The 23,457-nt window shown below is 63.8% G+C and carries 18 protein-coding genes and 1 tRNA gene; 7 read left to right on the top strand and 12 right to left on the bottom strand.

Translation table 11 applies throughout. The annotated features are described in order from the left end of the window. Positions 1-9 precede the first annotated feature (9 nt). Genes ACYX4S_RS10780 through cobD form a run of 3 tightly spaced genes read right to left on the bottom strand, consistent with a single transcriptional unit; the run spans position 10 to position 2,616 of the window. Positions 10-621: a DUF938 domain-containing protein gene (locus tag ACYX4S_RS10780; protein WP_476360162.1), complete on the bottom strand. Its 612-nt coding sequence runs from the start codon at positions 619-621 to the stop codon at positions 10-12. An 8-nt stretch (positions 622-629) separates the two neighbouring features. After that, complete coding sequence (gene cbiB, locus ACYX4S_RS10775) at positions 630-1,610, bottom strand: adenosylcobinamide-phosphate synthase CbiB (RefSeq protein ID WP_476360161.1); 981 nt, start codon at positions 1,608-1,610, stop codon at positions 630-632. A 1-nt stretch (position 1,611) separates the two neighbouring features. Continuing rightward, positions 1,612-2,616, bottom strand: a complete 1,005-nt coding sequence (cobD, locus tag ACYX4S_RS10770) for a threonine-phosphate decarboxylase CobD (protein WP_476360160.1) — start codon at positions 2,614-2,616, stop codon at positions 1,612-1,614. Positions 2,617-2,821: 205 nt separating this feature from the next. Between cobD and ACYX4S_RS10765 the strand changes: the two genes are divergently transcribed. After that, positions 2,822-4,711, top strand: a complete 1,890-nt coding sequence (locus ACYX4S_RS10765) for a PHA/PHB synthase family protein (RefSeq protein ID WP_476360159.1) — start codon at positions 2,822-2,824, stop codon at positions 4,709-4,711. A gap of 86 nt (positions 4,712-4,797) precedes the next feature. On the opposite strand, the gene ACYX4S_RS10760 is transcribed toward ACYX4S_RS10765, so the two are convergent. The 4 genes from ACYX4S_RS10760 to ACYX4S_RS10745 all read right to left on the bottom strand — a co-directional run bounded on the left by ACYX4S_RS10760 (position 4,798) and on the right by ACYX4S_RS10745 (position 6,260). Continuing rightward, a tRNA-Cys gene (locus ACYX4S_RS10760) sits at positions 4,798-4,871 on the bottom strand. A gap of 361 nt (positions 4,872-5,232) precedes the next feature. Continuing rightward, a complete protein-coding gene (locus ACYX4S_RS10755) occupies positions 5,233-5,439 on the bottom strand; it encodes a helix-turn-helix transcriptional regulator (RefSeq protein WP_476360158.1) in 207 nt (68 codons plus the stop codon). Further along, complete coding sequence (locus ACYX4S_RS10750; RefSeq protein ID WP_293721054.1) at positions 5,436-5,831, bottom strand: hypothetical protein; 396 nt, start codon at positions 5,829-5,831, stop codon at positions 5,436-5,438. The genes ACYX4S_RS10755 and ACYX4S_RS10750 overlap by 4 nt, the downstream gene beginning before the upstream one ends. A 243-nt stretch (positions 5,832-6,074) precedes the next feature. Beyond that, entirely contained in the window at positions 6,075-6,260 is a 186-nt protein-coding gene (locus ACYX4S_RS10745; protein ID WP_476360157.1) for a hypothetical protein, read from the bottom strand. A 347-nt stretch (positions 6,261-6,607) separates the two neighbouring features. On the opposite strand from ACYX4S_RS10745, the gene ACYX4S_RS10740 reads away from it, so the two are divergent. Then, positions 6,608-6,790 (top strand): hypothetical protein, encoded by a 183-nt coding sequence (locus ACYX4S_RS10740; RefSeq protein ID WP_422068472.1) that lies wholly within the window; start codon positions 6,608-6,610, stop codon positions 6,788-6,790. A gap of 100 nt (positions 6,791-6,890) precedes the next feature. Here the strand turns inward: ACYX4S_RS10740 and ACYX4S_RS10735 are convergent, their stop codons facing one another. Continuing rightward, positions 6,891-8,345 carry an NAD-dependent succinate-semialdehyde dehydrogenase gene (locus tag ACYX4S_RS10735; protein ID WP_476360156.1) on the bottom strand — a complete coding sequence of 485 codons (1,455 nt, stop codon included), beginning with the start codon at positions 8,343-8,345 and terminating at the stop codon, positions 6,891-6,893. Positions 8,346-8,686: 341 nt separating this feature from the next. Between ACYX4S_RS10735 and ACYX4S_RS10730 the strand changes: the two genes are divergently transcribed. Beyond that, on the top strand, positions 8,687-9,709 hold the full coding sequence (locus ACYX4S_RS10730; RefSeq protein ID WP_476360155.1) for an Ldh family oxidoreductase: 1,023 nt from the start codon (positions 8,687-8,689) through the stop codon (positions 9,707-9,709). A 16-nt stretch (positions 9,710-9,725) separates the two neighbouring features. Here ACYX4S_RS10730 and ACYX4S_RS10725 read toward each other — a convergent pair whose 3' ends face one another. Both ACYX4S_RS10725 and ACYX4S_RS10720 read right to left on the bottom strand, forming a co-directional pair. Then, positions 9,726-13,772, bottom strand: coding sequence for a translocation/assembly module TamB domain-containing protein (locus ACYX4S_RS10725; protein ID WP_476360154.1), 4,047 nt, complete (start codon positions 13,770-13,772; stop codon positions 9,726-9,728). Between the two features lie 300 nt (positions 13,773-14,072). Further along, positions 14,073-15,926, bottom strand: coding sequence for an autotransporter assembly complex protein TamA (locus ACYX4S_RS10720; protein ID WP_476360153.1), 1,854 nt, complete (start codon positions 15,924-15,926; stop codon positions 14,073-14,075). Positions 15,927-16,525: 599 nt separating this feature from the next. On the opposite strand from ACYX4S_RS10720, the gene ACYX4S_RS10715 reads away from it, so the two are divergent. From ACYX4S_RS10715 to ACYX4S_RS10705, 3 genes are all read left to right on the top strand, one after another. Then, the gene (locus ACYX4S_RS10715; RefSeq protein ID WP_476360152.1) at positions 16,526-17,653 is read left to right on the top strand and encodes a polysaccharide biosynthesis/export family protein; all 1,128 of its coding nucleotides are present in this window, start codon (positions 16,526-16,528) and stop codon (positions 17,651-17,653) included. Between the two features lie 61 nt (positions 17,654-17,714). Further along, the gene (locus ACYX4S_RS10710; protein ID WP_476360151.1) at positions 17,715-19,067 is read left to right on the top strand and encodes a capsule biosynthesis protein; all 1,353 of its coding nucleotides are present in this window, start codon (positions 17,715-17,717) and stop codon (positions 19,065-19,067) included. 205 nt (positions 19,068-19,272) lie between these two features. Further along, positions 19,273-20,352: a capsular polysaccharide export protein, LipB/KpsS family gene (locus tag ACYX4S_RS10705; RefSeq protein WP_476360150.1), complete on the top strand. Its 1,080-nt coding sequence runs from the start codon at positions 19,273-19,275 to the stop codon at positions 20,350-20,352. Between the two features lie 95 nt (positions 20,353-20,447). On the opposite strand, the gene ACYX4S_RS10700 is transcribed toward ACYX4S_RS10705, so the two are convergent. Then, positions 20,448-20,585: a hypothetical protein gene (locus ACYX4S_RS10700; protein ID WP_476360149.1), complete on the bottom strand. Its 138-nt coding sequence runs from the start codon at positions 20,583-20,585 to the stop codon at positions 20,448-20,450. A gap of 135 nt (positions 20,586-20,720) precedes the next feature. On the opposite strand from ACYX4S_RS10700, the gene ACYX4S_RS10695 reads away from it, so the two are divergent. Next, on the top strand, positions 20,721-21,998 hold the full coding sequence (locus tag ACYX4S_RS10695) for a capsular polysaccharide export protein, LipB/KpsS family (protein WP_476360148.1): 1,278 nt from the start codon (positions 20,721-20,723) through the stop codon (positions 21,996-21,998). Positions 21,999-22,025: 27 nt separating this feature from the next. On the opposite strand, the gene ACYX4S_RS10690 is transcribed toward ACYX4S_RS10695, so the two are convergent. Next, positions 22,026-23,450, bottom strand: coding sequence for an aminotransferase class I/II-fold pyridoxal phosphate-dependent enzyme (locus tag ACYX4S_RS10690; protein WP_476360147.1), 1,425 nt, complete (start codon positions 23,448-23,450; stop codon positions 22,026-22,028). Positions 23,451-23,457 lie beyond the last annotated feature (7 nt).

Genomic DNA, 23,457 nt, shown 5'->3' with positions numbered 1-23,457 from the left:
GACGACCGCTCAGGTCGTCCGCTCCCAGATCAGCAGCCTGTTGTTCGCGGGCATGTCGAGGTCGTCGCGGAGCTCAAGGCCCTGCGCGAGCGCGAGACCGTCGAGCGCCTCGAAATCGCGGATCCCGCTGAGCGGATCGCGTGCGCGAAGCTGAGCGTCGAAATCGGCGTTGCTGGGCGTGGTGAATGCGCCGCCGTATTTCATCGGCCCGTAGACGCACAGAAATCCGCCCTTCTTCAGAAGTTCGCCAACGCGGATGAAGAAGTGCTGCACATGATCGAACGACATGATGTGCAGTGTGTTGGATGTGAAGGCGACGTCAAAGGCATCGGGCGAAGCGTGCGCGGGAACCGGCCAGGGCGAACGGGCGACGTCCAGCGCAAGCGGGGGCGGCGTCCGGTCTGAGCCTTCCTGGGCGATGCGTGCCGCCAGTCCTTCAACCGCTTCCGGGAGTTCGCTGCACTGCCAGACGAGATGGGGCAGGGCGGCGGTGAAATGCACCGCGTGCTGGCCCGTGCCGCTGCCGATCTCGATAACGCGGGCACGGGTCTCCAGCCACGGGCGAAGAGCATGCAGGATCGGATCCTTGTTCCGCTCGGCGGAGGGGGCGAAGGGAAGCATGGGGCCTCTCAGGTCAGGGCAGAGACGAGGGCGATTGCCAGGACTGCGGCGGCTTGAACGCCGCACGCCGCGACAAGCACCTTGAGCGCGCGGTCTATGTCCGTCGCGGTCGCTTCGCGGCGTCCGCTTTCGTTCATGAAGGGGTCGTCGACCGTGTAGCCGGGATATTGGCGCGGGCCGGCGAGTGCCAGGCCAAGCACCGCCGCCATGGCCGCTTCCGGCCAGCCGGCGTTCGGCGAACGATGACGTCCGGCATCCCTCAGCATGACGTCGAAGACGGCGGAGGGGTTCTTTCCCAGAAACGGTGCCGCGAGGACGATGGTCAGGCCGGCAAGGCGTGAGGCGGGAAGGTTCACGAGATCGTCGAAGCGTGCCGCCGCCCATCCGAAATGTCGATGACGTTCGCTCTTGTGCCCGATCATGGAGTCCGCCGTGTTGACCGCCTTGTAGGCGATGAGCCCGGGCAGGCCGAGCAGCAGGAACCAGAATGCCGGCGCCACGACACCATCGGCGTAGTTCTCCGCGCAGGACTCGATGGCCGCGCGGGAGACGCCGGCTTCGTCCAGGCTCTGGGGATCCCGGCCCACGATCATTGAAACCGCCTTTCGCCCTCCGGCCAGCCCTTCATTGACCAGCCCGTCCCGCACCGCAGCAACGTGATCGTGGAGGCTGCGTTGGGCGATGAAGACCGCCGCGATCACCACCACGCCGGCCTGTCCGTAGGGAATGCCGCTCAGGATGACCTCGAGCAGCGCCCCGGCGATCAGGGCACAGGCCACGAGCGAGACCAGGAACACGGCGCCATAGACCTTGCGCTGGCGGTCGGAAAGGTCCGGCGTGTTGAAGTCCTGATCGGCGATCTCGATGATCTTGCCGAAGATCATCACGGGGTGCGGAACCCGCCGCCACAGGGCGGGGGGATCTCCGACAAGGGCGTCAAGCAGAAGCGCAAGGACGAGCAGCAGGGCGACGTCGGAGAAGAGCAGCATCTCAGGTCTCCGTCATGGCATGGTCCAGCGCGTGTTCGAGCCGGGCACGCCCGTCGGCGCCGCCGGGCAGCCCGAGGCGGATCCACGACGGAGCGTAGTCGAAGATGCGTGTCCATATCCGCTGCCGGGCGAGAGCCTCCTGGACTCGTGCGGCGTCGCGGGTTCCGGCAAGCAGGAACAGTGGTGTTCCGCCAAAGATGCCGAGACCGCGCATCTGCAGCGAAACGGTCATCTCCGCCGCCTCGTCCGCAAGCCTGGCCTGCATGGCACGCTGCCATTCGGTGTCTTCCAGGGCACGCGCGCCAATGGCGAGTGCCGGTCCCGAAACGGCCCAGCTTTCCAGCGCCAGCGTCAAGGTATTCGCAAGCCGTGGCGGGGCGGCGGCAAAGCCCAGCCGGAGACCGGCCAGGCCATAGAACTTGCCGAAGGAGCGCAGCACCAGCGCCGGTGTTCCCTGGAGGTGCGGCAGGACGCTCGCACCTGGAATGCAGTCGGCGAAGGCCTCGTCCACGATCAGCAGGCCGCCACGGGCGGCCAGTGTCGAGGCGAGGTGGCGGACGGTCTTGGGGTCCGCGAGCCGGCCGTCGGGATTGTTCGGGTTGACGAGGACGGCAACGCGGATCGTCGGATCGATGTCGATGTTCGGCGATGTGACCTCGCGCAGGACACGGCCCGCCCGCCGCCAGACATCGGCATGGCTTCCGTAGGTCGGGCCGATGATTGCGACCTCGCCGTCGGGCAGGAAGCGCGGGAGCAGGGAGATCAGCGACTGGGTGCCCGGAGCCGCAACCAGATCCAGCTCGGCGGGAACCTGATAGGCGCCGCGCGCGGCGCTCAGAAGCCGTTCAAGGGCCGAGGCCGAGGGCAGTGCCGTCCACACATGAGCGCCGAGATCGTCGGGAACCGGGTAGGCATGAGGGTTGATGCCGGTCGACAGGTCGAGCCAGTCGGTCAGAATTCCGCCATGACGTGCCATCGCCGCACCAAGGTCGCCGCCATGCTTCATTCCCGATCTCTCCCCTGATTTCCGTGCCGACCGTAGCCTTGCGATCCGCCGTCGCCAAGACACAGGAGTGGCACAGGGTGTTGATACCGCCACGAGATGGCCGTGTGATCGTGTGAGGGTGACTTGATCGGGATCACTGCGCCTTGCCGAAAAGTGTGCTTCGATGACGAAGTGGGGCGAGACCACTGAAGAAACGGAGGCCGTAATGCCGGACCAGAAGTCGATCAGAAGGAAGGCCGCCGAAGGCAGGCAGCCGGAGCGCGACGGCGAAACGGCAGGTGTCGCGGCCAGGGAGCGTGCTCCCGGACAGGCCGGGACGCGCTCCCGGGAGAGGGCGTTGTCCGGCGTTGAGGTGACGCCTACCGGGGATGGGGATCTCGACGTCTACGAGCTTCTCGACAAGAGCGCCCACGCGGCATTGTCGCATCTGACGCTGGGGATTGCGCCTTCCGCCCTGGCGGCGGCCTATACCGACTGGATGACACATCTGGCGACATCGCCCGGAAAGCAGGCGGAGCTTCTGCACAAGTCCTGGCGCAAGGCGATGCGGCTTGGCGCCTTTGCGCAGTGCCAACTCGCGGAAGGCGCCAAGGATCCCTGCATCGAGCCCCTGCCGCAGGATCACAGGTTCCGGGACGTGAGCTGGCAGACGTGGCCCTTCAACTTCATGTACCAGCAATTCCTGCTTCAGCAGCAATGGTGGCACAATGCGACCACCGGGATCCGGGGTGTTTCACCGAAGCACGAGCAGATAGTGACCTTCGTGGCGCGCCAGATCCTCGATACGTTCTCGCCCTCGAACTCGCCTTTCACCAATCCGGAAGTCCAGCAGGCCACGATGGCCGAAGGCGGGGCGAACCTGCTGCGGGGGGCACGCAACCTCGCCGAGGACGTCGTGCGTTTCGCGACGAAGACACCGGCTCCCGAACTCGCGGAGTTCAGGCCGGGAGAGAAGCTGGCCACCGCGCCTGGAAAGGTTGTCTTCCGGAACCGCCTGATCGAACTGATCCAGTACGCGCCGCAGACGGAGGAGGTTCATGCAAGACCGATCCTCATCGTTCCGGCCTGGATCATGAAGTACTACATCCTCGACCTGTCGCCGCATAACTCCATGGTCCGTCATCTCACGGAACAGGGGTTCACGGTCTTCATGATCTCATGGCTCAATCCGGACGAGGCCGACCGCGATCTGTCCATGGAGGACTATCGCAAGCTCGGAGTGATGGCGGCCATAGATGCTGCCTGTGCCATCAGCGGGGCGCCGGATATCAACGCCATCGGCTATTGCCTGGGCGGCACGATGTTGTCGATCGCCGCCGCCGCTATGGCGCGCGACGGCGATGACCGGCTGGCATCCCTCACGTTCCTGGCCGCGCAGACGGACTTTCGCGAGGCGGGCGAACTGACGCTGTTCATCAGCGAAAGTCAGGTCTCGTTCCTCGAGGACATGATGTGGGAGCAGGGTTTTCTGGCCACCGAACAGATGGGCGGGGCTTTCCGGCTCCTGCGTTCGGTGGATCTCATCTGGTCACGCAACGTGCATGACTATCTCATGGGCAAGCGCATGCCCATGTTCGATCTCCTCGCCTGGAATGCGGACGGAACCCGGCTTCCCTACCGGATGCACTCGGAGTATCTGAGAAAACTCTTCCTGAGCAATGACCTGGCCGAGGGGCGCTATATCGTCGAAGGGCGGCCGATCTCTGTGTCCGACATCCGTGTGCCGATCCTTGCAGTCGGCACGGAAGAGGATCACGTCGCACCGTGGCGGTCCGTCTACAAGTTCCACCATGTCGCCGACACCCAGGTCACCTTTATCCTCACGAATGGCGGCCACAACGCCGGAATAGTGTCTGAGCCCGGTCACAAGGGGCGGCGGTACCGCATGGCGGTCACTCCGGCGGAAGCCCTGTACACGGACGCCGACAACTGGGTGGAGAAGGCGCCTCTCTTTGAGGGCTCCTGGTGGACGGCACTCGTCGACTGGCTTGACGGCAAGTCCGGAGAAATGGTGTCGCCGCCGCCGCTCGGACGGGATGGCACGCCCTATGAGGCGATCTGCGATGCGCCGGGAACCTTCGTTTTGAAGCCCTGACGGGGTGTTCCCGCAGGCACTACAAGCCTCGTGCCACCAGCACGAAGGGGGCGAGTGTTCCGGATTGTCGGTGTCAGGAGGGATTTTGGAGGCCTCGCCCGGAATCGAACCGGGGTACACGGATTTGCAATCCGCTGCGTCACCACTCCGCCACGAGGCCACGGCGTTTCGTATCAATCACTTGGTGATTGGTGTCAAGCGAAGTTAGACACTTCGCCCGCTGGGTTGGACAGTTTTCGTTCACCGCGCGTTCTCGAACGCCTTGTGCCACGACGTTTTTCCACAGGGCGCGCTCGCCGGGTCCGCGTGCGCAGTGTCCGCCCATGGCCTCCGTCCTGCCGAGCCGTGTGCGTGCGGTCTGTCCATTGGACAGATCCAGATCGCGCGGGCCGCTCGCAAGGGTCACGCTGGTGGAAGGTCCTCACCTCCGCATCCTGTGTGTCATCGATGACTTCATCCAGGAATGCCTGGTAACGACGGTCGATACCTTGCTATCGGGCGAGTGCAGTCCCTTGCCGGTATCACTCAGGCAGCTTGAACAAGTCTTCTACCGTCACGCCCAGACACTTTGCCAGGCGCAGCGCCAATACCGTGGATGGTACGAAGACTCCGTTCTCGACCGTGTTTATGGTTTTCCGGCTAACCCCGACCAGCGACGCCAGTTCCGATTGTGTCAGCTCGGCCTGCAGGCGATGCTCCTTCAAGCGGACTTCGAGTTGGGTAGTCACGCCCGTTCACGCAACGTCGCGATTGCCATCCAGATTGAGGGCGCACAAATAAGCAGGACGCCAAGCGAAAACAGCGCCGCCTCCAGGCTCATCTCGAAATACTGCGTCAAAAAGAAAAGCATCCAGAACGCGAGCACGGCGCACCAATATCCGAACTGATAGGCGCCACGGTGCGATGCGACCGCCATCTCGTCCCATGCGGGTTGAATGCTGTGCGGAAAGAGGATGGAAGCGGCAAACTGCGTAACACCGCCGAGAATGGCAAAGCCACCAAGCCACAAAACGAGGTCAGCACTGATTCCACCTCGCGTCACATAGATGACGAGGAGACCGATTCCGAATGCAGCAACCATCAGGTTCGCCGCAAAGCGAGTAGCTGCGAGAGGGTTCATTTCCACCTCCTAGTGTCACCTGTGGGTGACATATAGACAGGCGAAAATGTAACGTCAAGGTTACATATGCGGACTCACGAATGGTGGCTTCGCCCCCAGTAACGACTTGGAAGAGGCGGGGGAAAGTTCGTGGGGAGCCTTGCGTGACCCTGCAAGCTCTCACTGTTCTTCGGGCGAGCAGGGCGAGGCAGCCTCGAGTTTTGCGCCCGGGAGGGTCAGACAATGCATGCCTTGTCGCTGCGGTCAGGTATCCGCTTCGACATCGCTGTCGCGTGCCAGGGCTTCGTAGTCGCGCTTGGCCTGTTCGAGCGCAAGTTCGGCGATTTTCTTCGTCTCTGCCAGAGAGGGATGACGCTCGGCGATGACGATTGCATGGGTGAGTTCGATGATAACGCGCCGCAAGGCGACGATCTGGCTCTGCGTCACCATCAACCTCGCACGCAGTCTCAAGGGAGGCTGATGTATTGCACAGATCTCCTTCCTCGACAATCATGCGCTGGTGGAGAATAAATTACAAAGAGTTGCATAATTGTGGGGTGGGTTGTGCTTGTTTTTGGCATCTTACGTAAAGGGTAGTTGCACCTTGCTTCGCCAGGTCCCGATCAGGCCGTCGTCTGCCCGAGCCTGATCTCGCCTGGAGCAGGAAGCGGAAACCTCCTGCAGGACCTCCTGTCCGGTAAACTGCCATGCGGAGGAACGCTCACTGTCGGATCTGACAATTTTCCTGCAACCGGCCTAGCGGCATTCTTATGCCGTTAGGTAAGGTCGGAGGGGTCATGTCTTCTGGAGCCGGCGGAGTCCCATTGCAGGAGTGTGATGCCGAGCGCATCGCGCAGCACCTTCACCTGGCCAAGGATACCGCATCCGGCTGCGGAACACGGGAGCTGTTCCTCATGCTCGAACTGGCCTGCCGGCAACTCGAGGAGGACGTGGGTCCTGCGCTGACGAGGGCGCGGTAGGGGCGCCCGGGTCGCTTCCGACCGAAGTGGGGCGGGCGTTCCGCCTACCGGATGCCTGTAGCATCTTTTGTCCGGTGTGAGACGGGGCCTGCGATGGTCGTCAGAGGCCGAGGCCTCCCACGCAGGCGTACTTGATATTCAGATAGTCATCCACGCCGTACTTCGATCCCTCGTTCCCAACACCGGAATCCTTGACGCCGCCGAAGGGGGCGACTTCCGTCGTGATGATGCCTTCGTTGACGCCGACCAGGCCATATTCCAGCGATTCCATGACACGGAAGGCCCGTCCCAGGTCCTGGGTATAGAAGTAGCAGGCGAGGCCGTACTCGGTGTCATTGGCCCGCGCGACGGCTTCGTCCTCGCTGTCGAACCGAAAGAGCGGGGCGAGCGGGCCGAAGGTCTCCTCCCGCGCCACCTGCATCTCCGAGGTGACGCCCGTCAAAAGGGTCGGTTCGAAGAAGGTGCCGCCGTTGGCGTGTCGCCGTCCGCCGCTGACGATTTTTGCGCCCTTGGACACGGCGTCCTGGATATGCTCCTCGACCTTCTCGACCGCATTCTGGTCAATCAGCGGTCCCTGGCTCGTGCCCTCGTCGAGGCCGTTTCCGACTTTCAGTTTGCCGATTGCCTCGGCAAGTTTCTCCGCGAAGGCATCATGGACGCCGGCCTGGACGTAGATGCGGTTGGCGCAGACGCACGTCTGGCCGGAGTTGCGGAACTTCGAGGCGATCGCGCCCTCAACGGCGGCATCCAGATCCGCGTCGTCGAACACGATAAAGGGCGCGTTTCCGCCGAGTTCCATCGAGATCTTCTTCATGTGGGCGGTCGCCCGGGAGGCGAGTTGCTTGCCGACCTCGGTGGAGCCAGTGAAGGTGATCTTGCGCAGGTGCGGGTTCTCACACATTTCCGCCGCGATTTCCGAGGCCTTGCCGGTCAGGACGCTGACGACACCGCGCGGGAAGCCGACCTGCTCGGCGAGCGCGCCGAAGGCGAGCGCGGAATAGGGCGTCTGGCTGGCCGGCTTGATCACCATCGTGCAACCGGCGGCAAGGGCGGCACCCAACTTGCGTGAGATCATCGAGTGGGGGAAGTTCCAGGGGGTGATGGCCCCCGTCACGCCGACGGGCTCCTTGGTCACGAGGATCTTCTTGCCACGCCAGGGGGAGGGGATGATGTCGCCGTCGATGCGCTTGGCCTGTTCGGCGAAGAAACGGATGTACTTCACGCCGAGCGCGATTTCGCCCTTGGCCTCCGCCAGCGGTTTTCCCATCTCCGTGGTCAGGATCCTGGCGAGGTCGTCGTGATTGTCCATGATTGCATCGCACAGGTCTTGCATCAGGCCCGCACGTTCCTCGGCCGTGGTCAGTTTCCACTCCTGGAAAGCGAGATAGGCGGCCTCGATGGCACGCGCGGTTTCCGTTCGGCCACACCGGGGCACCGTTCCGATCCGTTCGCCCGTCGCGGGGTTCGTCACCTCGATGGTCGCGCCGTCGTCGGCATGGGCCCAAAGCCCCCCGATGAAACAGGCCTGCTTGAGGAGAGGATGGTCGGTAATCATTTCGCTTCTCCTGAAGTGGATGGGACCATGAACGGGCACCAGCCTGAACCTGATCATGAAATTAGGCGGAGGACACGGCTTGCCAAGATGGTCTTCCGGACAAGAAGTTTGCGTGGATCGATTCTGCAGGCCTGCTGTCCCGCAGGTCCCGTCGGCAATGATTGATCTTAGGCGCGTGGGCGGGGCCGTCGCAACGGTGTCTCCGACAGGAGCATCGGGCCACGGGTCACGTCTGGGGCCTCCCGTCGCGAATGAACTTGATCTGCGGCTTGCGTGCGGCTATCGCCGATGGACACCCTCCCACGGCCGCACTCCGCCGTTTCGCTCCGGAAAAGACCGCCATGTCAAATGACCTCGTTCTGTCTCTTGAGGAGGCCCATGCGCTTGTTGTTGCCGCACTGCGTGCCAGCAACACCGATGCATACGTTGCCGAAAGCGTCGCGCGGGCGCTGGTCGCGGCGGAGGCTGACGGTCAGGCGGGGCACGGGCTGGTTCGGGTCCCGTCCTATTCCAGCCACGCTAGGAACGGAAAGGTCGATGGTCATGCCCGTCCTTCGGCGGAGGTCGTCACACCGTCCGTTCTGCGGGTCGATGCAAATTTCGGATTTGCCTATCCGGCTTTCGATCTCGCTCTTGCACAGCTTCCCGAAATGGCGGCCCGCACGGGTATTGCCATCGCGGCGGTGCGGCATTCCCATCACTTCGGTCAGGCGGGCGCGCATTGCGAGCGGCTGACGGAGAAGGGGCTGATCGCTTTCGTCTACGGAAATGCACCCAAGGCCATTGCCCCTTGGGGAGGAAAGCGTCCGTTGTTCGGGACCAACCCCATCGCCTTTGCCGCGCCGGTCGGTGAGGGCAGGCCGCCGCTCGTGATTGACCTTGCCGTTTCGACCGTGGCCAAGGGAAAGATCGTGGCGGCGCAGAAGGCTGGCCGCTCGACGATTCCCGAAGGCTGGGCGCTTGACCCGGACGGCAATCCGACCACCGACGTGGAGATGGCCATGGACGGGACCATGATTCCGATTGGCGGTGCCAAGGGGTCGGCACTGGCCCTGATGGTCGAGGTGATGTCCGCGGCACTCGTGGGCTCCAGCCTGTCCACCGAGACGTCGAGCCTGTTTACGCCGGACGGACCTGCTCCGAACCTTGGCCAGACGATCCTGGCGATCGACCCGGGGCCGATTTCCGGTGGCGCCTTTGCCGGACGCATGGATGCGCTGCTTGAAGGCCTGGCGGGCGAGAAAGGGGCACGCCTGCCCGGCTCACGCAGACTTTCGGCGCGCGAGCATGCGAGTGCGAACGGCATTTCCGTGAATGCGCCGCTTCATGCCGAGATCCTCGAGATCGTCGCCGGGCGCGGCTGAATTCACGCGCCTGCTGCTACTTCCCGAATTCACGCTCGAAGAAGATGCCGGCCTTCGACTCGCCATCGGCGCCGACCTCGCCACGCAGCTTGAGCGACTTGGTGACATCGATGTCGACGGTGACCCGGCTCGAATCGCCGCTGGTACCCTGGTTCACTCCGAGATAGATCCGGTCGTTGATATACTTGCCGACCGAGAGTGACGGATCGCCCTGGCCGCTCGTATCGATATCGATTGCATCGAGCCCGAGCGAGGACCGCAAGGCTCCAAGAGGCCCACTGCCACTTCCTCCGGTCAGGGTGAGCACGGAAGCCCCGAGCTGGGCGATCTGTGTTGGCGAAAGCTCGCTCATGGAGCGGCCGAACAGGAACTGCGCCAGCACCTCGTCCTGGGGAAGCTCGGGACTGGATGTGAACGCGATATCGGGTCTCTGCGCAGGGCCGGTGATCGAGATGTTGATCGTCGCCGCAGAGGCCTGCGTCGAGGCAAGGAAGTTTAGCCGCGGATCGAGCGACCCCGAGAAGGAGACCTCACCCCTGTTGAAAACCACCCGCCGGGACAGGACATTAAGCAGGCCGCGCCGCATCGAGAACCCGCCGATGGCCTGTGGCGACGCCGTGGTTCCGGCAATCCGGAGCGATCCGCCCATCTCGGCGTCGAGGCCACGTCCGCGCACGAAGATCTGTCCCGGAGCATTGACCTGAATATCAAGCGCGATCGGGCTGCTGCCGCCTCCACCGGAGCTAGATCCGCTCTCGAGTTGGAGGGCCTGGTCCTGCCTACGCACGGCTTCGGGCGCGTTCACGTGGACCACGCTCACCGGGTCGATGGCGGCGGGGAGGCTGCTTGGAATGGTGATCTCGGCGCGTGCGATGTTGACCGTCCCGCTCATCCGCGCACCGCGTGCCGCATCGGACAAGGGGCCGTTCAACGCGAGGTTCGCGCTGACCGTTGCCTGAACAATCCTGCCGTCCGAGTAACGGACCTGATCCAGGGCGACGTTGATGTCGGCGGGCATTCCCGCATCCAGACCGACGCGTCCGCCAACCGTGACCGTACCGCCGGCTGCGACGCGTGCCCTGATGCCGTCAAGCGCAACCCCATCCGTCCGGACCTGAATTGCACCGGCAAAGTCCTGCAGCGTGAGACCGGACGAGAGCTGTGTCAGAGACATGCCCTGGGGGCGGAGGGTGATGGCGTAGGTCGGCGCGGAGAAGGATCCGCCGACCCTGCCCAAAACCGCGAGGGCGCCGTTTCCGGAGAAGCCCGAGAGAATGAGCTTCTGGCGTGCCGCCGCAAGGGGGACATTTCCGTCGAGGTTGATATCAAGGCGGCCGCGACCCTCGAGCGAGACCGGGCCGGATGCGGTCAGCGCCAGTCCCTCGCCACCGCTTATCCTTGTTGTCTGGGTGATCCGTTGTCCCGAAAAATCGCCACGGGTGTCGATGGCAAGCGCACTGATGCCATTCTGGGCCAGTGGCCCTGCGGAGACATCCGTCAACTGGAACGACCAGGATGCCCTGGGAGCGGAGGACTGGCCCGAGACGGTTGCCGTTCCCCCCGCACGGCCGGCGATGCCGAAGCCGGGGGCGAAAGCATTCGCAAGTGAAAGGGGAATCGATGTCGCGCGGGCGGAAATGTCGAGGCTTTCACCGGCACTGCCCGTGATCTCGAGCCGGCCGTCCCCCAGTTTCAGGGCAAGCCCCTCGATCCGTGTCGTGCCGCCTGCCGAGGCAATGGTCGCGGGGCCGGCAAGAGACGTTGTCAGCCCCTGGTAGCGCCCGTCTGCCTGGGTCAGATTGACCGTGACGCCATCCGGCATCTGCGACACCCTGGCCGCAAGTGCAATGCCGTCCGCCCTCTCGCCCTTTGCCAGGCGGGCGTCCGCGGTGATGTCCGTGTCATTGCCGTTTGTCCGTGCGGTCGCGACAAGGCGCACGATGTCCTGCCCGCCGACGGCAAGGTTCTCGAGCGTGGCGTTTGCGTTTATCGCGGGGGCTGAAAGGAGCCTTTCGGCCCGTGCATCGGCTGAAAGCCTCGCGATCCGCGCCCCGGCTGCCGCGATGTTCTCACCCGACAGCGTTGCATTGGCCGTCAGGCCATCGGGAGCCGGCCTGATCGTCGCCTTGCCGTTCAGGCTGCCGGCAAGCTCGGTCAGCGCCAATGCGGACAACTGGGAAAGATCCGGAGCGCTTATGGTCAGGTCGGCACTGAGGGTTTCCGCCGCGCGTGCCAGGTCGGCGATGCCGAGGTCACCCGAAATGCGATTGTCGCCGACGGAGATCCTCAGCGTCCGTCCGGCGAGGCCCGGACCATCCGGCGCGAGTGTAATCGTTCCCGCGAGAGGATTGCCATCGACGGAAGCGGAGAGTTCAAGGTCTGCCGACAGGTCTCCCGGCGTTGTCGTCGCGTCGATGTCGAGCGCGACGTCCGTGACCGGCTTACCGTCCATCTCCAGCCGCTCCGCCGTGACGCTGGCCTGAATGGCCGGGGAGGCGGGAGCGCCGCTGGCGGTCGCGTCAATCTTCAGGCCACCAGTGACACGTGGATCGAAGGCGGACAGATCGGCGATCTCCACGCCGATCCGTGTATCCAGCGCGTCCGCTCCGACGTCGCCCGACAGTGTTGCCGTCAATGGAGCCAGTGAAATCGCGAGGGACTCGATCCGGGCTTCGGCGGCTGCGGGGTCGAGCCGGGCATCGGCGGTCAACGACAAGGGGCCGTCGAACATCTGCGCGCCCTCGATGAGCGGCGTGATACGTCGCGCCGCGAGCTTGAGCCGCACCGGCAGACGCGCCTTGCCGACGGTGGCAAGGTCAAGGCCGGAACCCGACGCAAGCACGTCGAGATCTGCCAGACGTACCTCGGTTGTGTCGGTCGATCCGGACGTCAGGGCGAGCGACCAGTCAAGCGAGTCCCGCGGGCCGGAAACATTCGCCTCGAGTGAGCTGTCTCCGATCGTGACACGACGATCGGGAAGCTCCAGCGCGATGAGGGCGCCGTTTCCGGCGGACAGGTCGACACGCGCCTTTGCCGTGAGGGTTTCGTCTCCTAGCTCGGCATTGCCTGTCGCATGAAGAGTGTCCGTGCGGACTTCGGCCTTGACCGTACGCGGTGCGAAGTCACGGGAGAACGACACGGTCGTCTCGACCGCGGTGCGTCCCATGAGGAACGCGTGCGCGACAGGTGGTGCAAGTGCGGTGAGGTCGCCACCGAGCGTCGCGTCCAGGCGCCGCCCGTCTCCGGTTTCCGCCATGCGGGCCGAGCCGCTGATCTCGGTCTGACCATCAAGCGCGAGCCTCAGGTCGGCGGCCCAGTCGTTGAGCGGACCGTCGCCCTTGATCGTCAGGTCGAGAGCGGGAAGCCCTTCGATCTCAAGAAGCCTCGCCGCAAGGCCACCGCGAGGTTCCGTGGCGGTGATGTCGATCATCAGGGTGTCGGCAGCCGGAGCGAAGCGGACGTGAGCGCCGATTTCGCTGGCGGCCTCGTCGAGCCGCGAAATGTCGAGGTTGGCTTCCAGGAGCTGAGGCTCGGCCTGGATGCGCGCGTCCGCGCGCGCGGAAAGCCGCATCGCTTCTCCGGCGACAGCTTCGCCGAGCACGATTTCCGGGATTTCCGCCTGATCGAGCGTGAGTGGCGGCAGGAACGGCAGGCCGCCACCGCCGCTGTCTTCCGAGGGGGCGCCGGGGACTGGAAGGCGGGCAAGGTAAACCTGCTCGATTCTCGCGCGTTCGATCGCGATTGTGCGCGAGAACAGCGCCGAGGGCGACCAGTCCAGCGCGAGACCGGATAGGGTGAGATAGAGCCCCTGTGCATCGCCAACCTCGATACGCGCGATGCGGGCGTCCAGGCCCCAGCCAATCTCAAGTCCGCTGATCTTCAGGGAGCTGTCCGGTCCCGAGGCGAGCGTGTTGATCAACCGTGCCGCCCCGGCCTGGCCGGGAGCCGTTTGCAGTGCGGCCAGCGCACCCAGCGCGACAAGAGCCAGAACCACGATCAGACCCAGCGTCAGACGCACGAAGACGCCGAGCATGGCGAGCGAGAGACGGAAGATCTTTTTCAACGGTGACGGGATCCTGATTGTCCGGTTGCCATTCGCGGTGTGGCCGGGGTGATTTTGAATCGGCGATCAGTCACTTGTCGAACACAGTTGAAGCCAAATCATGACGCGCGCCCGCGAGACTGAATCGATACCTGAAGTCGTTGAATTTGAATCGGAATTTCAACGTTGCGACGCAAGCCCCTGTCGTGACTCCGCAAATCCGCGTAACCGACCGAGAGGCCGAAACCATCGAATCATTTTCTTAAGAAATATGAAAAGGCATTACAGAACAACAAATTGAGAAGGCTTTCGGACTCTTTTTCAAAAGGCCTGACTCAGTCCTACATAGACCGCGAACTTTGGGTCGTCCTTCTCAGGCGACAGCGGCACCGCCACATCGAGGCGCAACGGGCCGACGGGCGTGAAGTAGCGAACGCCGGCGCCCACGCCCACCTTCACGCCTTCCGAGAAGTCGGGATACATCGCGTCGAAGCTGTTGCCGGCGTCAACGAAGCCGACCAGCCCGATTTCCTCGGTGACCTTCATCCTGAGTTCGGCCGACGCCTGCACGAAGCTGCGTCCACCGGTCACCTCGCCATTCAGGCGCGGCCCGACATTGCGATAGGCATAGCCGCGAATGGAGCCGCCGCCACCCGAGAAAAAGCGTCGTGCGGCCGGGACGGACCGTACGGAGGGAGCGATGATGCTGCCCGCGCCCAGTCGTCCGGCGAGCACGAAGCGTCGGGCGTCGTCGAGCGCCTGGTAGGTTGACACCTCGCCCTTGGTGAAGAGCATGAAGGTGTTGCCCTTGGCGTCGTAGGCGGGCTCGGTCGAGAAGAGCGCGTTGATGCCCTTTGTCGGGTTGAGTTTGTCGTCGCGTGTGTCATAGGCGATTTCGCCGATGACGCCGGTCAGCAGGTAGGAACGAGCGCCGAACACGTCCACCTCGTCCGCGAACTGCACTTCGCCGCCAACGCGAACGGAAAGCGCGTCGCTGAACTCGCGGCGCACGAAGGCGTCGGCCGTTATGTTGCGGCTGCGGTAGGCATCCGGAATCTCCTGGCGCGCGGACAGGCTCGTCGTGAAGGTGGTGCGCGGGCCGAAGGCGCCAGGCTTTTCGAAGGCGATGCGTGCCGCATACTCGAGATCGTCGAGGCTGTTATCGCCGAGGCGCCCGACGGAGCCTTCCACCGTCAGCAGTTCACCGCGTCCGAACAGATTGCGCCGACGCCAGTAGGCTTCAAGGCCAAAGCCTTCCGAACTCGACCAGTTCGCCCCCGCGCCTATGACGTTGCGCTTGCGCTCCGCCACTTCGATTTTCATCGGAAGGGCCCCGTCAGGTCCGGCCTTTTCGCCTTCCACGATCAGAACCGAGGAGAAAATGCCCAGTTCGTTGAGCCGCTTGCGCGCCTCCTCGACACGCTGAGGATTATAGGGTTCGCCGACGGGAAGGCGGGCCTGGGAGATGATGAAGTCCGGGTCCGTGACGTCCGCGCCCGACACCGTGACGGGACCGAATACCGCACGCGGTCCGGTCGAGGCCACGAGGAGCACATCGAGTGTGTTGGTCTTGTGGTCGGCGACGATCTCGCGCCGTTCGATGGCTGCGAACGCGTAGGACTCGGACTTGAGCTGCGAGATGATCTGCGATTCGGCCCGAAGCACCTTTTCGGAGTTCGCGATGTCACCGGATACCAGACCGTAGCTGGAGGGGGAGCCAAGGGCGTCGCCGGCAGTGCCCGAAGTGCCCTGGACGGCAACATCCGCGAAGGTGAACTGGGGGCCTGGATCGACCGTGATCGTGACCGGAACCGGGCGGGGGCCGGGAAGGGACGGCATCCGCAGCGCGGCCTCGAGTGACACGCCGGCGACGCGAATGTCCACGGTGCCCGCGTAGTACCCCGACATGTAGAGGCGTCCCACGAGACGCTCCAGATCGTTGTTGGCGCGCGCGATCAGGCCTGCCTCGCCCGAGGGCGGCGTCGACTTGTCCGAGACAAGCGCGGATGCGCTTTCAAGCGCGGAACGCAACTCGTCATCGCCCGAGACCTGCAGTGTCACCGTGTAGGGAAAGGGATTGGGGACCTGGCTTGTCGTATCTTCCTCCGTCTCGGAGGAAAACGGAGACCAGCCGAAGAGATCGAAGGCCTGCGCCGAAGACGGGGTGATGCTCAAGGCGCCAAGCGAAACCGCGCAAAGCAAAGCGCCCGCAAGCGCGGGCCGTACGATGCGGGCCGCAGCGGGGAGACGGCGGATTTCGTCCGCCCGGCATTCCTGCCTGATGTCCTCGCATATACGCACGAGTTCCGACACCTGTCTGCTACACGGCACTTCGCGGAAAACGAGTGCCGTCAACGGTTCTAGCTTCGATTGGTTGACCACGTGTGAACTGTCTGGTCCGCCCCTCGCGTCGATATGGCACGAAACGCGAAAAATGACGAATCCACATGTTTCCTTCTTCTCGAGAATCGCCCCGCTCTTGTGAAGCGCTCCGGCCTGACCGGGTCAGTCGCGCGGTGGCGGAGAGATCCCGGTGTCAGCATTACGTCGCGTCTTTCTGAAAAATTACGCGCCTCTGCGCAAATTGACAGGGTTCCTTTCCAATTGATTAACCAATGGAGCCAAGAATGTTGCGCAATCACAACAGGCTCGTGTGATGAGGGGGGCAGGGATCATCCTTCTTGGACAGGGTGTCGGGTGGATGATAACTGAACAGGGCAAAACGGTTTGCGGGGCTTTGCAAGAAGGCTCGTGAGCGCACGATAGGGTTCTTGATGCGCCTAATTCTTCCAGTGATCCTGTCCGCCTTTCTTGCGGGCTGCGGCGGCTTGCCGGGGCAGGGGCCTTCGGCCATCTCGATCTCTTCGGAAGACATCGAGGGCGACTCGGTGCGCTCGGACTACGTTTTGCTTCCCCTCGACAGGACGGCTGTCGCCGCCGTGTCAGGGTATCGACCTTCTCTCTTTTCACGTCAGTTCGCGTCCGTTCCGGGGCGTGGCCACTCGAGTCGCCTGGGCATCGGTGATCGCCTGGTGGTCAACATCTGGGAAGCGGCCGCCGACGGCCTTTTCTCCACCTCCGAGGGCAAGCAGGTATCGATTCCCGCGGTCGTCGATGAGGCGGGATATATCTTCATGCCCTATGCGGGCCGCGTGCGTGCCGATGGGCTGAGCGTCGAGGGCTTGCGTGTCGCCATCCAGGAGCGGCTGAAGGGCAAGGCCATTGAGCCGCAGGTGCTCGTGACCGTCGAGGGCAACGAGAGCAGCGGTGTCGTCGTCGTCGGCGATGTCATGAAGCCCGGCCAGTACACCATGTCCGTGCGCGGGATGCGTCTGCTGGAAGCGGTGGCCAAGGCGGGCGGTTCGCGTGAAGCGACCTATGAAACCGTCGTGACCGTGAAACGCGGCAGCGCCTCTGGCGAGGCGCGCATGGTCGATCTGATCGAATTCCCGAAGAACAACATCTGGCTTGCGCCCGGCGACAACGTACTTGTCACCCACAAGCCGCGCACCTTCTCCGCGTTCGGCGCTGTCCAGTCGACCCAGCTTGTGCCCTTCAAGACCGAAGCCGTTACCCTCGCGGAGGGGCTTGCCCAGGTAGGCGGGCTGAAGGACTTCTTCGCCGACGCGAGCGGGATCTATCTTTTCCGCTTTGAGGACCGCGAGCTCGTTCGCAAGCTGCGCGGCGATGTGGTGGACCGGATTCACAGCCCCCGGGTGCCTGTCGTCTATAAGCTCAACCTCCGCGAGGCCGAGGCGTTCTTCCTTGCCCGCTCGTTCGAGATGCGCGACAAGGATATCATCTATGTCGCCAACCATCCGACCGCGGAGCTGGGCAAGTTCCTGCAGATCATTGGTCCGCTCCTGAGCAATGTGAACACCGTCAACGCGCTTTCGGACTGATGTCCCCTGGTTGACGGGCGGACCGGAAACGGCCCGGTTGGCCGGGCAATGTGGGACGCGGATGAAATCGTCAGCCGAGCGCAGGACCATACTGTTCCTTCAGGGGCCTCCCTCGGATTTTCCGCGCGTCATCGCCGATGAACTGGAAGCGCGGGGCCACCGGACGCTCAGGGTCAATCTCAGTCTTTCCGACTGGCTGCTCTGGCATGACAGGCGTTGCACGGCGTTTCGCGGTCGCCTGAAGGCATGGCCCGCTTTTGTCCGGGAGTTCCTCCAGAAAAACGACGTAACCGATCTCGTCTACTATCAGGACCGCTTCCCCTACCACTCTGCGGCACTGGAGATCGCCCGCGACCTTGGTGTGACAACGATCTCATACGAGAACGGTTATCTCAGGCCGGACTGGATCACGGTCGAGCGCGAGGGGATGTCGGTGCGCTCACTGTTTCCCGAGGATCCGGTGGCGATCCGCGAGGCGGCGAAGGCCCTCCCCGAAGTGCCCATGCAGGTACGTTACCCGCATCCCTTCTGGCTTGAGGCTGTCCACGAGGTCCTGTTTCATATCGTCAATGCCTTCGACTTTGTCTTCTTCCCGCGCTTCAAACAGGACAAGTATTATCATCCGGTCTTCGAGTACCTGTCGATGATACCTCGCCTGGTTCTGGCGAAGCGGCGCAACAGGCACGCGAACATCCTTATCGCGGATCTCATCGAGTCGGGCGCGCCCTATTTCGTCTTTCCGCTCCAGCTTCAGAGCGATTATCAGTTGCGCTACAATGCCCAGTATTCGCATCTTGCGGATGCGCTGGAGAAGGTTATCGCCTCTTTCGTGAAGAACGCGCATGCGTCCGCAAGACTTGTGGTCAAGGTGCACCCGATGGACCAGGGCATCGAGCCGTGGCGGAGGATCTTGCGAAAACTCGCAAGAAAGTACGATGTAAAGCGCCGCGTTTACCTGGTCGATGGTGGCCGGTTGGTCACGTTGCTTCAGCACACGGCGGGCGCTCTCATGGTGAACTCCACGACAGGCCTGCATGCGGTTCGTCTGGGCTGTCCCGTGAAGATCCTCGGCATTGCGGTATACGACCTGCCCGGCATCACCTGCCAACTCCCTCTCGATCTCTTCTGGAGGGAGCCGCAGGCACCGGATACCGAGACGCAGAACGCTGTTCAGAGGCTCATGGCCCACGCGATCCAGGTGCAGGGAAATTTCTACACCCGGGAAGGAAAGCAGGCGGCCGCACGCGAGATCGCAAGTCGGATCGAAGAGCGCCGCGTCAACGAGCCGGGAGCCTGCGTCCAGCCAGCGCCCCGTCAGGAGCGGGCGCGCGCCCTCGGCATTCCGGTGAGCTTTTCCGAGGAAATGGAAAAGCGCACGCCCGTCTCGAGGTGGCGACGTGTCTGGCACGGATGAGAGCAAGGATGCACGGCGCCACTTTCTTTTTCTGCAGGGGCCATTGTCGCCGCTTTACCGCAGGGTGGGCAAGACGCTACGGAGCGCCGGTCACGGGGTAACGCGGGTCAATTTTTGCGGTGGCGACTGGCTTCATTGGCACGGTGAGGGGACCACCGCCTACCGGGGACGGAGAAGCGACTGGCGCGCTCACGTCGCGAACCTCATGGAACGCTTCGACGTAAGTGACCTCGTCGTGCATGGTGATACGCGTCCCTACCACCGCGAAGCGGTTCTGGAGGCCGAGGGACGAGGCATATCGGTTCATGTCACCGAACTCGGGCTTCTCAGGCCCGGTTTCATGACCCATGAGCGGGGCGGGCTGGTGACGCTCAGCCGGTTCCCCGACGATCCCGCAGCGATCCGCGAGATTGCGAGCCGGGCAGACGTCCCGGATCTCTCGCCGCGCTATCCGGGCTCCTTCGCCCTGGAGGCGTGGCAGGATGTGACCTACCATCTCACCAATCTTGCCACGTGGCCGCTTTTTCCCCGTCATGAGCGCCATACGCCCCAGCATCCGCTCGCCGACTATGCCAGATGGTGCCTGCGCCTTGCCGGCGCGTCCGCGAGGCACCGCCGCGCCTTGCGGGAGCAGGCAACGATTCTGCGGGAGCAGGACCCTTTCTTCGTGTTTCCTCTCCAGGTCGAGGGGGACTACCAGATCCGGTCTCACTCGCCTTTTGCGACAATGGCCGAAGCTGTTCGGCACGTGATCGCGTCCTTTGCTCGCACCGCCCCCGAAAGAGCCCGACTGGTAGTCAAGACCCACCCGCTCGACAATGGCGTGCGGAACTGGCGCGTGGACGTCGGGAAAGCGGCCCGGGACCTTGGCGTTGGAGAGCGGGTGTCCGTGCTCGACGGCGGAGAGCTTGGGGAGCTCCTTGCGAGGGCGGCGGGCTGCGTAACGGTGAATTCCACCGCAGGCTTCGAGGCGCTTCTCGCGGGTACGCCGGTAAATCTTCTGGCGCCAGCCGTTTTCGATGTGGAAGGTGTCGTTGACAGGCAACCGCTCGAAACATTCTGGCACGAGCCGTGTCCTCCGGATGCCGAACTGGTGGCGGCGCTCTTGCGCGCTCTTGCGACCACGACCCAGTTTCGTGGAACGATCCACAATCCCGCCGGACTCGAGATCGCGGTTGAAAATCTGACGAAGCGCCTGCTCCGACCTGCGACACCCGCACCGTCCTGGCTGTGCGAGCCGCCGCCCCGCCTTGCCCGGGCCAGGGTATTGGGGGTGCCTCTGTGACTGGCTGGAAAAACACGAAGCGAACCGTTCGCATCGAGGTCTGCGATCCGAACCTGCGAATCTCCCGTCAGCGCCTGACGCGCGCCATACAGGCATTACACCCCGGTGATGACCGGCAGGACCGCGTCATGGTCGCGGGTCTCCGCGTGAAGCCCGATGTTCTGCGAGCGGCCAGTGCGAGGGCACATGAGGCCGGCGCTGCGCTTCTTCTGGTATTCGAGTTTCAGGTGCACCGCTTGCCTGACCCGCTGATGCCGGTGATCAATGGGGTTGGCTTGCTTCCCGTTCCGTCGGCGGGTCTCAGGGCGTGCGCTTCGAACGATCCCGTCGAACTGGCACTCTCAGCGTTGGCTGACGCGGAGTTGGAGGTGGCGCCTGGGGCAGGTGCCCTGCCTCTTGTCGAGGCGCTGGGGGAAGCTGTTTCGGCCACCGGCGGGCTCGACATATTTGAGCGCCTGATCGGCATGGTTCATTTCGAGCCGGATCCATACGGTCGCAAGGGCGGACTGACGGGGTCCGAACTTCTGGCTGTTCTGGACACGCTCGACCGACGGGTCGCGATGTTCGGCGAGTGTCCGGCATTCGCCTATGGCGTTCGGGGCTGGAACCGGAGGTCGGTTGCCGCAGCGCTTGGCGCGCCGGGCTCAGGTGTCACCTTCTGCAAGGAGGCGGACGAGGCGATCACGGCCGCCCGTCGCGAGAACGGTCGCGTGCTTGCCTGGGCGGGCCAGGCGACCCTTAGGCACGAAGCCTCCGCGCAACGCGCGGGCGTTGAATTCTGGCGCATCGAGGACGGGTTTCTCAGGTCGGTCGGGCTGGGTGCCGGGCTGGTTGGCGGAGCGTCCTATGCGGTGGACCCGCTCGGGATCTATTTCGATGCAACGCGTGCGAGCCGCTTCGAGGAGCTTGTTCGTGGGCGCGATCTGTCGCCCTCCGAGCGCCGGCGGGCACGTTCTCTGCGGAGCCGACTGTGCGACAGCGGTCTCACGAAGTACAACCTCGCCGCCGGGGAACAGGTCACGATACCTGAAGGATCCGGAGAACTCATCCTCGTGCCTGGTCAGGTCTCCGATGATGCTGGCGTGCGGCGGACGATTTCCGATGAGATCGATTGCACCGGCGAGGAGAACGTCAATCTTGCGCTGCTGCGCAACGTGCGGGCGCGCAACCCGTCTGCAAGGATCCTCTACAAGCCGCACCCCGACGTGGAGGCGGGATTGCGCAAGGGGGCGATTCCGGATGCGGAGATGGCCGGGCTCGTGGACGGTATCGTGCGTGGCGCGGGCATTCTGGAGACGCTCCACGCCGTTGACCGGGTGGAGACCTTCTCCTCGCTGGCGGGGTTCGAGGCCTTGCTGCGTGACATGCCCGTGACCGTCCACGGGATGCCGTTCTATGCCGGTTGGGGTGTGAGCGAGGACCTGACGCGTTCACCCGCGCGCAGGAGCGGTGGAGCCGATCTCGATACCCTCGTTCACGCCGCCTATGTGGACTACCCCTTCTGTATCGACCCGCTCACGCTACGGCCCTGTCCACCGGAGATCCTGCTTTCCCGACTGTCGGAATTGCGCGGAAGCAGAGGCCACAGGGTCGCCATGGGTGTACGCCAGAGGCTGTCCTGGCTCGGGCGCAGGATCGGGATCTGAGCTTTTGGAGTGACCTGTCGCTCACGCTCAGCCTTGCTTCTTGGGCGGGGCCTGACTGACGCTGTCCAGCAGGGCTCGGAAACCTCCGCTTCCTGATTTCAGTGCCGCAAACTCTTCCGCTGTCGCGGTTACCGCTCGTTCAATCTGTTCCGGCGAGTGCTCGCTGGTCAGGAAGAACCGGAGCCTTGCCGACTTTTCCCCGACAGCGGGATAGATGATCGGCAGTGCGAGGATGCCACGATCATGCAGCCTGTTCGACAGGGTCACGGCGCCGACCGAATCCCCGACGATGACGGGAACGACACTCAGCCCGGCACTGGCGCCGGTATCGAGGCCGATCGCCTGGGCGGAATCGCGAAACGTCCTGCCGTTCTCCTGGAGGCGCGCGACACGATCACAGTCACCGGCAAGCAGAATCCTGCAGCTTTCAAGCGCCGAGGCGGCAAGGACGGGCGAGAGGCCGACGGAAAACACGAAGCCCGGCGCCGTGGCGCGAAGATAGTCGCACAGCGTCTTTGACCCGGCGATATAACCGCCGCAGGATGCCATGGTCTTCGAAAGGGTCCCCATCCACATCTCGACGCCCTTGGCATCGATGCCGAAGTGCTCGCCGATGCCGCGCCCGGTTTGGCCCATGACGCCGATGGAGTGGGCTTCGTCCACCATCAACCAGCAATCATGCGCGGCTTTCAACGCGAGAAGCCTCGGCAGGTCGGGATAGTCCCCGTCCATGCTGTAGATGCCCTCCACCACGATGAGGACATGCCTGTGCGCATGGCGATGCGTGGAAAGCAGGTCTTCCAGGGCGTCGAGATCACCGTGGGGGAAGGTAAGCTTGCGCGCCCCGGAAAGCCGCGCGCCTTCACTGATGGAGTTGTGGATCAGGGTGTCCGTGAGGATCAGGTCATCCTCGCCGAGGAGGTGACCGATGACAGTCACGTTCGTTGCATGACCGCTGACCATCACGACCGAATCCTCGGTTCCGTGCAACTCCGCGAGGGCCCGTTCGAGGTCCCGGTGTATCGCGCGCTCCCCGGCAACGACCCGGCTTGCGGTGGCGCTCGTCCCGTAGTGCTCCAGTGCCGCCGATGCGGCGGCACGCACCCTCGGATGCATGTTGAGCCCGAGGTAGTTGTAGGAGGAGAAGTTGTCGTAGACCTTCCCGTCGATCTCGCTTGTCGGCCCTCCCGCGCCGTCATGAACGCGAAAAAACGGGTTTTCCAGCCCGATCATGTCCGCCGCCGCACGATGCATCTGCAACTGGCGGAATTCGGCAAGTTGCGAGAAGTCGTATGCCTTGATGCGGGCGGGAGCGCGCGGTGCCGATGACGGAGGGGAGGTCTCCGAACCGGCTTTGCGGGAGGCAGCACGGTGATCCGCCCGAAGGCTCTCGATCAGTGCCTTGCGATTGCGGCCCGAGGGTTTCCCCGTGCCGGGAGGGGTATCTTGCATCTTTGCT

Source organism: Stappia sp. ABD4_338, from assembly GCF_056312175.1.
The sequence above is the reverse complement of the archived record's forward strand: the minus strand, read 5'-3'. Positions and strand labels throughout refer to the sequence as shown.